Source organism: Sphingobium sp. FW306-1B-F04DB (assembly GCF_058781925.1).
On the sequence record NZ_JBYSXE010000002.1, the window covers coordinates 108,514 to 121,375 of the forward strand.

A 12,862-nucleotide genomic window follows, 5' to 3' on the forward strand; every position below is an offset into this window, starting at 1 on the left:
GGATTCGGGCGCGGCCCGAACCCCGAGACGGTTTAGGCGCCTGGCGTCAGCGTGACGGTGACGGAACCGCTGTAGTTGCCAGCGGCCAGTCTACGATCGGTGAGCGAACTCCAGCCCGTGGCAGCGGTCGGGGTGGCGCCGTTCGACGATGCAACCGCGGTGCCGCTCGACGCCGAGGGATCGAACTTGATGTGCGTGTTCGGATCGCTGAGGCTGATATGGCCACCGAAGCGCTGCGCGACAGTCGAGGCGCCGTTGGTGCCGGTCGAATCAAGGAACAGGCCGCCGACCGAGGCGTCGAGATTGTAGCGGATGAACTGCGCAAAGCCGCCATCGGCCAGACCGTTGCCGGTCGACCCGACGCGGGCGAGAACGGCCCGCTCGACATTCACGCTGCTGTTCAGGCCATTGCAGAACGCCACGACCCTGGCGCCGTTCAGCGCGGTCGCGATGTCCTGGGTCACCGTCGAGCGAACCTTGGCGGCACCATCGGTGAGGTCGCCCAGCGTGACGACCGACTGCTGCGCGGTGATGCCGCACTTGCTGTCGACCTGCGCGTTGATGTTGATCGTCTGGCTGACGGTTTCAGCAGAGGCAGTGCCGGCAGTGCCGGCGAGTACGAGGGCCGACGCGGCCGCGAGAATGATACGCTTCACAATGTTGTCTCCTTCAGGGATTGCGGTTCCGGAAAACCCCGGGGGGCGCAGGTGAAATGAGGCCGACGGCCTCCTCGGCGTCATCGGCGCCCGGAACGGGAGCGTCCGATGTTCAAACAGCACACGACGCGTGCGCTGGTCTTCAGGGCGCAGGACCGCGATCATCCGCGGGGCCCTACGACCAGAATCAGTGTGTCCTTGTAGCGCCCCGGCGCGAGCCGGTTCGGCAGCGTCGACTGGGCGGGCCAGTCGATGGTGAGCACGGCGTTGCCGCCGATGGTGATTCCGGGGCCGGACGTCAGGCCCTTTCCGGGATCGGAGCTCGCAAAGTCGCAACGCCCGCCGGTAACCAGATCGCGGGACGCGCATTTACTGCTGCGCACGATCCCCTTGTTGGTCTCGAGCGCCACCGAGGCACCATACACCTTGCTGAACGCAAAACCCGAGCCATCCTCGGAAGCGTCGAGATTGACGAGCGCGCCCTTCTCGGCGGTGACGCCAAGCGCATAGGGCGTGTTGCAGTCGAGGCCCACAGTCACACGCAAGCTGGCGGCGCTTTCCAGATCCGCAGTTGTGGAGGCGTTGACCGGCCCGCTCGCTGCGAAGCCGCAGCGTGGCTTGATTCGCGCGGTCACGTCGATCGATACTGATTCGGAATGCGCGAGCGCTGCGGAAGGGGCCATTCCGATCACGATCGCCGCTGTCAGGCCGACCCGTTCATTGTTCAGATGCGCTCCGGTGCGACGAACGCACTTGAGCCACGAGCCACCGATTCTTGAACGCATAGACCCCCCACACAACAATGCCACCGCACGTCCAAAGCGTTACGGCAATTCCTTGAGCCTCTGGAGCTGCGCGTCTGGTCGCCCAACAGATAAGGTTAAGAAATTGTTAATGGAGGCTTTCTATGAAATGCGTTTCGCTAAGGCAATGGTTAACACGGAATAAATATTCTGTGGCGTCTCCCGTCTCCCACAATGGGACAGCACTCCGCGAAGGCTTATAAAGATTCCACCTGATGTTAACTTTCACATCTCGCGTGAAACCATGCGTTCAGGACTTTGTCGCGGCCGCTGCGGTGAAGCAGGTTGGCGATCCGACTCCGTGTGCGGGGATGTTGTGCTGAGCGGACTGCTCAGTGGATTTCAATCGAAGTCGCGGACCTGCACAAGGAAGGGGACATATGGATCGCGACGGGTGCCGAGGGTCCGATCCGCATCACCTTCCGCCCGCATAACGACCATGGCGTGATGGATCACTGGGTGGACGCAGGGTCGGGCGACCCCGTCCATATCCCGCTGCGTGTCGTCCAGAATGGCGATGGTGCCGAGGTGATGCTGACGCTCTATCGCCAGCCGGGCATGGATGACGAGAAATTCTCGGCCGATGCCAAGTGGATCATGAAGGACCTGACCGCGCTCAAGACGCTGGTCGAGACGCTGCGCTGACGCTTGCGCGCCGACGGCTAGGCGGCGTGGCGCTCGAGCTCGGCGATACGCTCGGAGCAGAGGATATGGACGATACGCCCAAGCTCCTCGACGCGTTCGCCGAGCCAGGTCAGCTCTTCCTCGGTGATGCGGTAGTGCCTGGAATAGCGCGCCTTCACATAGGCGTCCTTCAATTTCTCGAAGCGCGCGCGGTCGCGCTTGGTCTCGCGCGGCCAGGCATCGACCAGCCGCCGGTCGAGCCGCTCGGCCTGGGTGCGCAGGAACCCGAGATTGTGGACGTGCGGGGTGTAGAAAGTGACCACCAGCAGGATGCCATGATACAACCGCTCCGCCGATTGATGAGTCAGGAAGGCTGCGTCCTTTAATCGCCCCTGAGTTTGACTGAAGCGCGCCGTCTCCAACATACCGGCCCCGCTCGGCAACCACTCCTCGAAATACTCCTTGGCCATCGCCAACGCCTGTGCGGGCGTCTTGGGCTTGGGGGTATGAAGCTCGCTGTCCTCGCTCTCGTAGAGCGCGATCCCGTCCTTGGCGATATCCATGAAGAAGTACCGGCCATGCGCGAGCCCGTCATTCACTTCCTGCAAGGTGTGGACGATGAAATTGACGGGGGTCTTCACCGTCCTGGTGATCGCGAATTCGCGCGTCAGCCGCTCCTCGGCCTTCTCCCAGAACTTGATCGGGTCGGTCAGCTTCTGGTTGTTGACGATGATGAGCAGGTCGAAATCGGACTGGTAGCCCTTGGCGGTATGGGGTTCGTCGACCCAGCCGCCGCGCGCGTAGCTGCCATAGAGGATGACCTTGAGGATGCGGCCCTTCTTCTTCCAGTCATGGTTCCCAAGTGCGGTTGCATCCTCGAATTCCTCGAAGAGGATCTGGAGCACGCGGGCCAGGTCGCGCTGCTTGGCGGCGGGAAGATGATCGAGGTCCTTGCGCATGATCAGCAATCTTTTCGTGGAGTGCCAGCGCTTTGGCAAGGCCGGCCTGATCCGAAATGAGTCCGCCCTCCCCGTGTAAGGGGAGGGCGGATATGCGCTCAGTCCTCATCACCCAGCGTGCGCGCCAAGTGCAGCAGCGCGGCGGCGATATGCTGCTCGACATCGTCCACATCGAGCCGGAGCAGCGCGGCGATCGTTGCATAGTCGAGCCCGTCCTGACGGTGGAGGATGAAGACCTGGTAGGTGAACAAGGGCATGGTTGATGCCGCCCTCCAAGGTCTATACGCCCAGCCCGCGTCTGTGGGACGGCAGGCTACGGTCACCAGAATATTGGGGCGCCACGCATGTTCGCACCATCCGCCGCAGCGGATCGATCCGCTGGCGGGGCCGCGAACTGTTCGTCTCCGAAGTGCTCAACGGAAAACGCATCGGAATCTTCGAAACCAGCGACGATGAATACGAACTTCGCTTCGGGCCAGTGCTGCTTGGATACATCAAAGGCGCCAACAGGCTGATACGCATCAAACCGCGCAAACGCCGCAATACTCCTGCTCAAAACTGTCACCCAGCTGACCGGTCTGAAGTGAAACCTACGTGACCGGTTGCACAAACAGACAAACCCGCGCGGGAGCGTGGATGGCGGGAGCCAATGTAATGACCTGCGCAAAAGCGCCATCGCACCACGTCTTCATTTCAGATACCGGGCCCATTCGTCCATGAGCGTGCGCCGCTTTGCGAGCAGATTGCCGCGCCGATACGCGGCTTCCGATTTATCCCGAACGCGGTGTGCGAGCGCTGCTTCAGCGATCTCGCCAGGGTAACTGGTCGTCTCGCTGACCCAGTCGCGAAACGACGACCGGAATCCATGAACGGTGCAGGTTTCCTTCATTTCGCGCAGCAGCTTGGTCAGCGTCATATCCGACATCGGCAGATCGCCACGACTGCCCGGAAAGATATGGAGATGATTGCCAATCCGCAGTTCCGCGCAGCGTCTGAGGATCCGCAGCGCCGATTCTGAGAGCGGCACAACGTGGTCGCGATTGGCCTTCATCCGTCCGGGCAGTATCGCCCAGAGCCCGTTTTTCAGATCGATCTCCTCCCAGCGTGCCCCACGCACCTCGCCTGAGCGCGCCGCCGTCAGAATGGCGAACTCGAGCGCAAGCCGCGAGAAGCTCTCGCGCTCACGCAGCTTCCGCATGAAGGCGGGAACTTCGACATAGGGCATCGCTGCGAAATGTCCGTCCTTCTTCGGCTGGCGCGGCAGCCCCTTGGTGATAGTGCGCATTGGCGCCTCGGTCTCGCGATAGCCGGAGGCATATGCCCAATCGAGCACCGTCCCGATGCGCTGGCGCACGCGCCGCGCAGTCTCCGGCTTGGTGAGCCAGATTTCCGCCAGCACGCCGCGGATCATCGGGCCGGTGATCTCGCTGACGCGAACGTCGCCAAGCGCAGGGAACGCGAATTGCTCGAGCGTACGAATCCACTGCGCCTGGTGCTTGCCGTTTTTCCAGGTCTTCCGGTGGGCCGCGAACACTTTGGCGGTCGCCTCCCGGAATGTCGGGATGCCCGCCGCCCTGCGGCGTTCCAAGACCGGATCGAGCCCCATCTCGACCCAGGCGCGGATTTCTCGCGCACGCTCGCGCGCCAGCGCGAGCGAGACTTTCGAAGCGTTGCCGAGCCCGAAGTCGCGCCGCCGCCCTAATTTCTGAACGCGGCATACCCAGCTCTTGGATCCGTTGGTGCCAACGAGCAGATAGAGCCCGTCACCGTCGCTCAAGCGACCGGGACGTTTGGCTGCACGTACGGCTGTCACTGAGAGGCTTCCCATCGTGTTAAGTTCTCACAATTTTTCCCACGCGCCAAATCGGTCAGAAGCGGATGCTTGTGGATCGCAGGGGACGCGAATCACGTTCAAAGCGGCAGAAACTCTGGGCTTTGTCGATTCGCTATGGAGGTGGAGGGATCAGTCGGTGGCGGAGCGGGAGGGATTCGAACCCTCGATACGGTTTTGCCGTATACTCACTTTCCAGGCGAGCGCCTTCGACCACTCGGCCACCGCTCCGCATGCACTGGAAGGCCAAGCCCCCTATCGCGCGGCGCGGCGGGACGCAAGGCCGGCGTGGATCGGCATCGATGTTCGCGCGTTGCACGCAGCGACGGATCGGCGCAGGAGCACATCATGATCAAGACCCTTCAGTGCATCGTCGCCGCGGCGGGCGCGTTGCTGGCGCCAGCGACGGCGTTGGCACAAGGCCGCGTCCAGCCGATCGAGCTGCCGCCAAGCCTGCCCGCGCTCGCCCCCGCCGAAGCCACGCCCGTCGCGCAGCCTATCCAACCGACACCTGACACCGACTCCGTCGATATCGCCAATCCAGAAGCGGCATCGACCGAAACCGTCGATGCGCCGGCGCCCGTCAACACCGACCCCGCCGACGCTGCCGCCGCGGCGATGGCGGCCGAGATCGCCGAACGCCAGCGCACCGCGGCGCTCAACGCGACGCTTGCGCGCAGCGCCAAGGAGCAGCTCCGTGCCGCCGAAGATGCGCGCAACGCCGCGGCGCGGCAGGCCGAGGCTGGCTATCAGGCCGAGCTCGACGCGCGTGCTGCGGCGATCGCCGAAAGCGACAAGCGCCACGCTGCCGAGATGGCCGAATGGCGCCGACGCGTCGCTGCCTGCCAGTCAGGCGACAAGAAGCAATGCGCGCAATAACGCTTCACCCCGTGCGCCCGGCAGCGCATAACCACGGGGCATTTCAGGTAATTGCCCCCTTTTCATTTGAATGCGGGCCGTTAGTCTGCGGTCCCCGATGATAAAGGTCGCCCTGCTCGCTGCCGCAGCACTCGCTCCGGTTGCCTGGTTCGCGCTTGCGCCGGGCAATGCGCCCGCCCCGAGTCCCGCCGAAATCGCGGCGGGCGCGCCCACGACCGACTGGGTCGACATTCCCGAGGACGAACTGCTGCTCATGGAGACCGCCGAGGGCGGCCGCATCGTCATCCAGCTCGCCCCCGACTTCGCGCCGGTCCATGTCGACAATGTCCGCAAGATCGCGGCAGCGCGCTGGTGGGATGGCACCAGCATCAACCGCGTGCAGGACAATTATGTCGCGCAATGGGGCGATGCGACCGAGAAGAAGGCGCTCCCCAAAGGCGTAGTCGCCAGGCCCGCCGCGGAGTATGTCCGCGCGCAAAAGGGGCTGTCGCCCGACTGGATCGAATGGCCTGATCCCTATGCCCGGCGAACGGGCTTCTGGAAGGGCTGGCCCGTCGGCGGCGATGGCGAGAATGTCTGGCTCACGCATTGCTACGGCATGGTCGGTGTCGGCCGCAACCTTGCGCCGGACACAGGCTCTGGCGCCGAGCTCTATGCAGTCATCGGCCAGGCGCCGCGCCATCTCGACCGCAATATCGCGCTTGTCGGGCGCGTGATTGAGGGCATGGAGTTCCTCGCCTCGCGCCCCCGCGGCACCGGCGATCTCGGTTTCTACACCGATCCGCGCGAGCGCATCGCGATCGGCAGCATCAAACCGATGCGCGAGGCCGAACCCGGTGCAAAGTCGCGCCACCAATATCTGGCGTCGAAGAGCTTCGTCGCCTATCGCGACGCGCGCGCCAACCGCCGCGACCCCTTTTTCAACGTGCCCGCGGGCGGCGCGGACGTCTGCAATATCCCCGTGCCGGTCCGACGGGCGTCCTGAAGATATCTCAGCGTAGCCGCATCTCGCCTTCGGTGATCTCTACCTTGGCGACGCGCGCAAGGAAGCTCTGGCCGAGCAGCGACACGCCCAGGTCATTTTCCGCGACCATCGCCTCGACATTGGTTGCCGATACCGGCCCGATTGCGAGCCGGTCGAGCCTGACGGGCTTGAGCTTCACCTCGCCATTGGCGGACATGGCGCGCGCCGTGAATTCGCCCGACTGGGAGCCGATCCCCGCGCGTTGCGCGTCGGCGCGCGTCAGCACCACCGCGCTCGCCCCCGAATCGACGAGGAAGCGGATCATCGCGCCATTGACCTGCGCCTCGGCATAGAAATGGCTGTCGGGCGCGCGGCGCAGAACGACTTCGGCGAGGCCGTTGCCCGCCTGCTCGACGCGCGGCTGCGCGACGTCGGTTGCGGCGTTATCGGCAAGGACATTGGCGGCCTGGCCCGTCTGACCGGGCCGGAGCCCGGGCGTGGTCGGCCCGCCGGGCATGAGTGCGAGCAGCGCGATCGCGCCGAGGCAGATCAGGAAAACCAGCCGCATCATATCGCAACCCCCTGCGGACCCCGCGCCGCCGACGCTTGCCCGCCGGTCGACGCCTGCGGTTCATGCCCGCAAAGCAGCGCCGCTTCAAGCAAGGCGCGACGAATCGAATCGCCGGTGCCGACAAACACACGCTTTGCTCGCGCGGCGGTGCGGGTCAGCGCGCGAGATCGAGCTCGACGTATCGCTGCAATGGTGCGCATGCTGCCTGACGCGGCGCAGCCACGCGCTGCCCGGCGTGCCACGCCTGAAACATCAAGATGTCCCACAGGCAGAAGTGCCAACGCCGCTTGCCCGACACATGCTCCTCCCAGATCCGCCGTACGAGCGCGGCATCGAAAAATCCCTCGTCGCGCAGCCGGTTCGGCTCGAGCAACGCCTCGGCCCAGTCGCGCAGCGGCCCACGCAGCCAGGTCGCGACGGGCAGGCCGAAACCTTGCTTGGGTCGGTCGATCAGCGCGGCGGGAACATGGCGGTCGAGCACCTGCCGCAATATCTGTTTGCCGCGCCCGCCGCTGACCTTGGCCGACATCGGCAGGCGCCACGCGAATTCGACGATACGGTGGTCGAGGAAGGGCACGCGCGTCTCGAGGCTCACGGCCATGCTCGCGCGATCGACCTTTGCGAGGATGTCGTCGGGCAGATAGCCCAGCGTATCGAGATACATCATCCGCTGCCGGATATCGGCAAAGGGCGCCGCGACGCTATCGACTGTCGCGATGTCGTCGCTGCCGCCAGCCGCCAGCAGGCCCGCAGGCTTTCCGATTGTCATGAATTCCCGGCAGAAAGCGGCATCGGAATCGGCGCGAAACAGCCCGCCGATCTTGGCGAGCCGGTCTGCGGGCGCGAGGCGGCGCAGATGGGGCGGGAGCGCACGTTCGGCAAGGCTCGCGATCCCTGAGAGCGCAGCAGCCTCGAGCGAACGCCCCAGCGCACGCCTGAGCGGCAAGGGCACGCGCGCGAGCGAGCGACGCATGTGCGCCGCGCGGTGATAACGCGCATAGCCCGCGAACAACTCGTCGCCGCCATCGCCCGAAAGGCAGACGGTGACGTGCTGCCGGGTGAGCTTGCTGACCAGATAGGTCGGAATTTGCGAGGGATCGGCAAAGGGTTCGTCCCAGATCGCGGGGAGCTGCGGAATGACCGCGAGCGCGTCGTCCGCGCTGACATACATTTCGCAATGCTCGGTGCCGAGATGCTCGGCCACCGCGCGTGCATGGGGCGCCTCGTCGAACGCCGCATCCTCGAAGCCGATCGAGAAGGTCCGCACCGGACGTGCCGCGACCGACTGCATCAGCGCCACGATCGTCGAACTGTCGACCCCGCCCGACAGAAACGCGCCCAGCGGGACATCGGCTTCCATCCGCCGCGCCACCGCGTCGCGCAATAACGCCTGGAGCTCATCGACCAATGCGGGTTCATCTGCGCGCGGCGAAGCGGCGCCCGTCCGTGCCACTTCGGTGAAATCCCAATAGCAGATCGGATCGCTCACCGTCCGGCCGCAATCGGTGACGATCAGGTAATGCGCCGCGGGCAGCTTGCGCATGCCCTGCCAGATGCTGCGCGGCGCGGGCACATAACTGTGCCGCAGGAACAGCGCGAGCGCGCCGCGATCGACCTCGGGCACGAAGCCGGGATGGGCCGCAATCGCCTTGAGTTCCGAGGCGAACAGGAACGCCCGCGCGGCCTGCCCATAATAGAGCGGCTTTTCGCCGAGCCGGTCGCGCGCGAGAAACAGCGCGCGCGCCTCGCGATCCCACAATGCAAAGGCGAACATCCCGTTGAGGCGCGTCAGCGTCCCTTCGACACCCCAATGCTCGAGGGCGGCGAGCATCACCTCGGTATCCGAATGCCCCTTCCATCCCGGCGCGGCGCCCAGAGCCTCGAGCTGGGTGCGCAGCGCCCCGTGGTTATAGATCTCGCCGTTATAGACGATCACATAGCGCCCGCTGGCCGACGCCATGGGCTGGTGCCCCGCGGGTGAGAGATCGATGATCGACAGGCGGCGATGCCCGAGCGCCAGCCGTGCGTCCGGCTCGATCCAGTGACCTGCGTCGTCGGGGCCGCGATGCACGATCGCATCGGTCATCGCCCCGATGATCGCCACAGCCTCGGCCGAACTGAATGAAGGATCGAAGAACCCGGCAATGCCACACATCGATAGTCATTCCTCCCGGATCGGCCCGATCATTTTCCGCGCCGTGGCGGGCGCGACACGCGCGCGCCCTGCGTGGTTCAGTCGTGGCGTTGCCCGAAGAGGCGGCGAACCGCGGCCCTGGCCGACGAAGCGCCCGGAATCCGCGCAACCATGCCCCGGAGCCCGCGCTGGGCGCCAATCGTCTCATCATCGGTGCGATAATGGTTCGGATAGCGATAATAATAATGGATGGCGTCGCCATAGCTGCGCCGCGCATGTTCGGCATAATCGACACGGTTGAGCACCGCGCCGGTGATCTCGTCGCCGAACACTTCGACCGCCACGCGGGCTGCCTCGGGGTGCGATCGACCCCAATCGAGCACCAGGATCGTCGCGTCGGCAACACCCGAAAGGATCTTGGCATCAAGCACGGGCAGGATCGGCGGTGCATCGAGCACGATGAGGTCGAAGCGATCGCGCAACTGCTCGAGCATCTCTTCGAGCCGTGGCGAGGAAATCAGCGCGCTCGCATCGGCAGCCGATTGATTGGCGCTGATCTTGACGAACTTGCTGAGCTGATGATCGGGCACGAGGACCTCGTCAAGCCCGGCGCGGTTGCTCAGATACGCAACGACGTCGGGGGTTTGCGGCTCCTCGCCGTGCGGCCTGTTGAGCATCGGTCGCCGCAGATCGACATCGACGGTGACAGCCTTGTGCCCGAGCGCACTCGCCGCGGCGGCAAGCCCCGCCGCGACGGTCGACTTGCCCTCGTTGACGAGCGGCGACGTGATCACCACCACCATCGATCCCGTCTTGTTCACCCGCGCGAGCAGCTCGATATAGAGGTTGCGCAGCGCCTCGGGGAAGACCGAGCCGGGTCGCTCGGCGATCAGCGCATGCGGGGCGGACAGCGCATTGCGGCGCGACACGTCGGGGATCATCGCCAGTGTCGGCAGGCCAAGCGCGCGCTCGACGTGCGCCGCGGTGCGCAGGCGACTATCCACATTCTCCGCGACGAAGGCGAGGATCATGCCCAGGATCACGCCACCGATCAGCGCGACCGCCAGGGTTCGCTTGGGCTCGGGATGGCTCGGCAGGACGGGTACGGGGGCGCTCGAGATGATGCGCATGTCCGGACGGGCCTGCTCGGGCTTGGCGATCAGCTCCTTCAACTGGGTCAGCAGCGAGAGATAGAGCTGATGGCTCGTGTCCGCCTCGCGCTGAAGCTCCTTCAGACTGACGATGCGGTTCATGTCGCGCGCGTTCGACGCGCGCAACGCGCCGAGATCGCCTGCAAGCGCACCCGTCCGCGCGGCATCGGCGCGGCTGTCGATCGTCGCGTTGCGCGTCGTCGCCGCGGTTGCACGCGCCATTTCCTCACCCATGCGCTCGCGGATCTGCGCGAGTTCCGCGGTAGCCTTGGCGCGATCGGGGTGCCCGGGACCGTAAAAGCTCGAAAGATCGGCGACCTTTGCAGCCAACACCGCCTCGCGTCCCTTGAGTTCGTTGAGCACGGGCGAACTCGCGATCACCGCGGAAGCGCTCGCCACACCGCTCGCGCGGTTGCTGCTCAGTGCGCTTGACGCCTTGGCTTCGGACAGGGCGCCCGCGACGCGCGACAGCAGCGCGTTGTTGATCTCCTCCGGACGCGCGGTGAACAGGTTGTTCGCGCGCATGTAACCCGCCACCGCGGAGTCCTCGGACTCCAGCTTGCCGCGCAGATCATTCACGCGCTTGGACAGATCGGCGATCGCCCGCCGGCGCGAATTGCGCTCTTCGGAGCGCTGCGCTTCGACATGCGACTGCACGATCCGGTTGGCGAGATGGCTCGCCTTGTAGGGGTCGCCTGAACTTACCGAGACGTCGATCAGGTGCGACCGTCCGAGCCGCGTCACCGCCGTGCGTTGCATCAGCGCGTCGGTCACTTCTTCCAGCTTTGCCTTCTCCGCAGCCTGATTGACGTCCTGCGCGCTCATTTCGGACATCAGCGCGCTCTGTTCGAGCTTGGGAGGGGGCGGCTGCAATCCGATGCGCTGCATCAGGTTGAGGTCGCGATGGACCGCGGACGTGAACTCGGGATCCTGGGTCAGATTGGCATTGCGCACGACGCGTCGCGCCAGTGCACGCGACTGCAGCAGTTCCATCCGCGTCGAGATGCGCAGCTCCTCATCGGGGGTTGCGACAACGTTGACGCCTTGCGCGTCCGCAATGTCCTTGTCGGGCTGCACCATGACGACCGCCGAACTCGTGTAGATCGGCCGCGTCATCAGAAGCGCCAGCACGGTCAGTGCCAATACTCCGAGCATCGCGCCGATCAGCAGCGCGCGATGGCGCATCATGATGCGCCAGATTTCGATCATGCCGACATAGGCCGCCTCGGTGCGCGAATTAGGGCGCCAGGGCTCGGCGACCCCGACGGGTCTTAGCGGTTGCGGTTCAACGATGCGGGCGATCTTGCGATCGGACATTACATTCCCCCCATCTCCAATGGTCGGGGCACCACTCGGCCTCGGGTCTGGCGGCACGGCACCGGTCAAATATTCTATGGCACACCGGCCTCGTGGCCAGAGATCAAATAGATAGCCCGGCGACTCTGGAGATTAGCGCCGCACTCGACAAATTCCCTTTGGAAGTAGGGGCGCGGGCATCGGGCTAGGCGCGACACCGCCGCAGCAGGTGCCGGCCAGCCCGCCCCAGGGCTCAGTTGCATGAGGCGATCTGCTGATCCTCCTCGCCGATGCCGCGCATGACCGCCCAGATCGCCGCCTGGGTCCGATTGAGCACGTTGAGCTTTCGGAGAATCGCCTTGATGTGCACCTTGACCGTGGCCTCGGTGATGTTGAGGCGTCGCGCGATCACCTTGTTGGCCTCACCGCAGACGAGGCATTGGAGAATCTCGATCTCGCGATCCGACAGGTTGACCGAGGCGCGGCTCGCCTCCCAGTCGCCGCTGGCGGGCTGCCAGTGCATATTGGTCAGCGATTCCACGACCTGGGTCGGCACGACCTTCTCGCCGAGCGCGATGAGATTGAGCGCGCCCGCGAGCGGTTCGCACGAGATCGCCTTGACCAGATAGCCGTCGGCGCCCGCTTCGAACGCACGCGCAATCGCGTCGAGCCGATAATTGTCGGCCATTATGACGACACGACAGTCGGGGAAGCGCTGGCGCAGCTTCCGGCAGGAGTCGAGTCCTTCCTTGTCCGACGTGGAATCGACGATGAACAGGCAATGCAGGTTGCCGTTTTCATTGTCACCGCTGAGTTGTTCGGCATCCTGGACGACGTCGAGGACGTTGAAAGATTGTTCGGTAAGGATCCTTCTCAGTCCCTCCCGAACTATTTCGTTTCTGCCGAGAATAGATACCTGAATATTGTCACGCATAACACCCTCCATTGCGCTTCTGGCAACCCATGGAACAAGGATTATGCGACCCCCACCTTT

13 protein-coding genes and 1 tRNA gene are annotated in these 12,862 nt (G+C 64.8%); 4 read left to right on the plus strand and 10 right to left on the minus strand.

Features of this window, described 5'->3' with window-relative positions; translation table 11 throughout:
* Window positions 1–32 precede the first annotated feature (32 nt).
* Both AC3WJD_RS02580 and AC3WJD_RS02585 read right to left on the minus strand, forming a co-directional pair.
* The gene (locus AC3WJD_RS02580) at window positions 33–656 is read right to left on the minus strand and encodes a hypothetical protein (RefSeq protein WP_492744242.1); all 624 of its coding nucleotides are present in this window, start codon (window positions 654–656) and stop codon (window positions 33–35) included.
* Between the two features lie 161 nt (window positions 657–817).
* Window positions 818–1,441, minus strand: a complete 624-nt coding sequence (locus AC3WJD_RS02585) for a hypothetical protein (RefSeq protein WP_492744244.1) — start codon at window positions 1,439–1,441, stop codon at window positions 818–820.
* 303 nt (window positions 1,442–1,744) lie between these two features.
* Here AC3WJD_RS02585 and AC3WJD_RS02590 point away from each other — a divergent pair, with 303 nt between their 5' ends.
* Entirely contained in the window at window positions 1,745–2,104 is a 360-nt protein-coding gene (locus AC3WJD_RS02590) for a polyketide cyclase (protein ID WP_492744246.1), read from the plus strand.
* Between the two features lie 17 nt (window positions 2,105–2,121).
* Here AC3WJD_RS02590 and AC3WJD_RS02595 read toward each other — a convergent pair whose 3' ends face one another.
* Window positions 2,122–3,042 carry a HEPN domain-containing protein gene (locus AC3WJD_RS02595; protein WP_492744248.1) on the minus strand — a complete coding sequence of 307 codons (921 nt, stop codon included), beginning with the start codon at window positions 3,040–3,042 and terminating at the stop codon, window positions 2,122–2,124.
* Window positions 3,043–3,140: 98 nt separating this feature from the next.
* Window positions 3,141–3,299: a sigma factor-like helix-turn-helix DNA-binding protein gene (locus AC3WJD_RS02600; protein WP_492744249.1), complete on the minus strand. Its 159-nt coding sequence runs from the start codon at window positions 3,297–3,299 to the stop codon at window positions 3,141–3,143.
* Window positions 3,300–3,304: 5 nt separating this feature from the next.
* On the opposite strand from AC3WJD_RS02600, the gene AC3WJD_RS02605 reads away from it, so the two are divergent.
* Window positions 3,305–3,640, plus strand: a complete 336-nt coding sequence (locus AC3WJD_RS02605) for a hypothetical protein (protein WP_492744251.1) — start codon at window positions 3,305–3,307, stop codon at window positions 3,638–3,640.
* 90 nt (window positions 3,641–3,730) lie between these two features.
* Here AC3WJD_RS02605 and AC3WJD_RS02610 read toward each other — a convergent pair whose 3' ends face one another.
* Complete coding sequence (locus AC3WJD_RS02610) at window positions 3,731–4,855, minus strand: tyrosine-type recombinase/integrase (RefSeq protein WP_492744253.1); 1,125 nt, start codon at window positions 4,853–4,855, stop codon at window positions 3,731–3,733.
* Window positions 4,856–5,013: 158 nt separating this feature from the next.
* Window positions 5,014–5,104, minus strand: a tRNA-Ser gene (locus AC3WJD_RS02615).
* 117 nt (window positions 5,105–5,221) lie between these two features.
* Between AC3WJD_RS02615 and AC3WJD_RS02620 the strand changes: the two genes are divergently transcribed.
* Together AC3WJD_RS02620 and AC3WJD_RS02625 are read left to right on the plus strand one after the other, a co-directional pair.
* Window positions 5,222–5,752, plus strand: a complete 531-nt coding sequence (locus AC3WJD_RS02620) for a hypothetical protein (protein ID WP_492744254.1) — start codon at window positions 5,222–5,224, stop codon at window positions 5,750–5,752.
* Between the two features lie 97 nt (window positions 5,753–5,849).
* Entirely contained in the window at window positions 5,850–6,737 is an 888-nt protein-coding gene (locus AC3WJD_RS02625) for a peptidylprolyl isomerase (RefSeq protein ID WP_492744256.1), read from the plus strand.
* A gap of 7 nt (window positions 6,738–6,744) precedes the next feature.
* Here the strand turns inward: AC3WJD_RS02625 and AC3WJD_RS02630 are convergent, their stop codons facing one another.
* The 4 genes from AC3WJD_RS02630 to AC3WJD_RS02645 form a co-directional block, all read right to left on the minus strand.
* Window positions 6,745–7,287 (minus strand): retropepsin-like aspartic protease family protein, encoded by a 543-nt coding sequence (locus AC3WJD_RS02630; protein WP_492744257.1) that lies wholly within the window; start codon window positions 7,285–7,287, stop codon window positions 6,745–6,747.
* Window positions 7,288–7,441: 154 nt separating this feature from the next.
* Window positions 7,442–9,442, minus strand: coding sequence for an asparagine synthase (glutamine-hydrolyzing) (asnB, locus tag AC3WJD_RS02635; protein WP_492744259.1), 2,001 nt, complete (start codon window positions 9,440–9,442; stop codon window positions 7,442–7,444).
* A 77-nt stretch (window positions 9,443–9,519) separates the two neighbouring features.
* Entirely contained in the window at window positions 9,520–11,889 is a 2,370-nt protein-coding gene (locus tag AC3WJD_RS02640; RefSeq protein ID WP_492744261.1) for a GumC family protein, read from the minus strand.
* Window positions 11,890–12,121: 232 nt separating this feature from the next.
* Complete coding sequence (locus AC3WJD_RS02645) at window positions 12,122–12,802, minus strand: LuxR C-terminal-related transcriptional regulator (RefSeq protein ID WP_492744263.1); 681 nt, start codon at window positions 12,800–12,802, stop codon at window positions 12,122–12,124.
* Window positions 12,803–12,862: the final 60 nt, after the last annotated feature.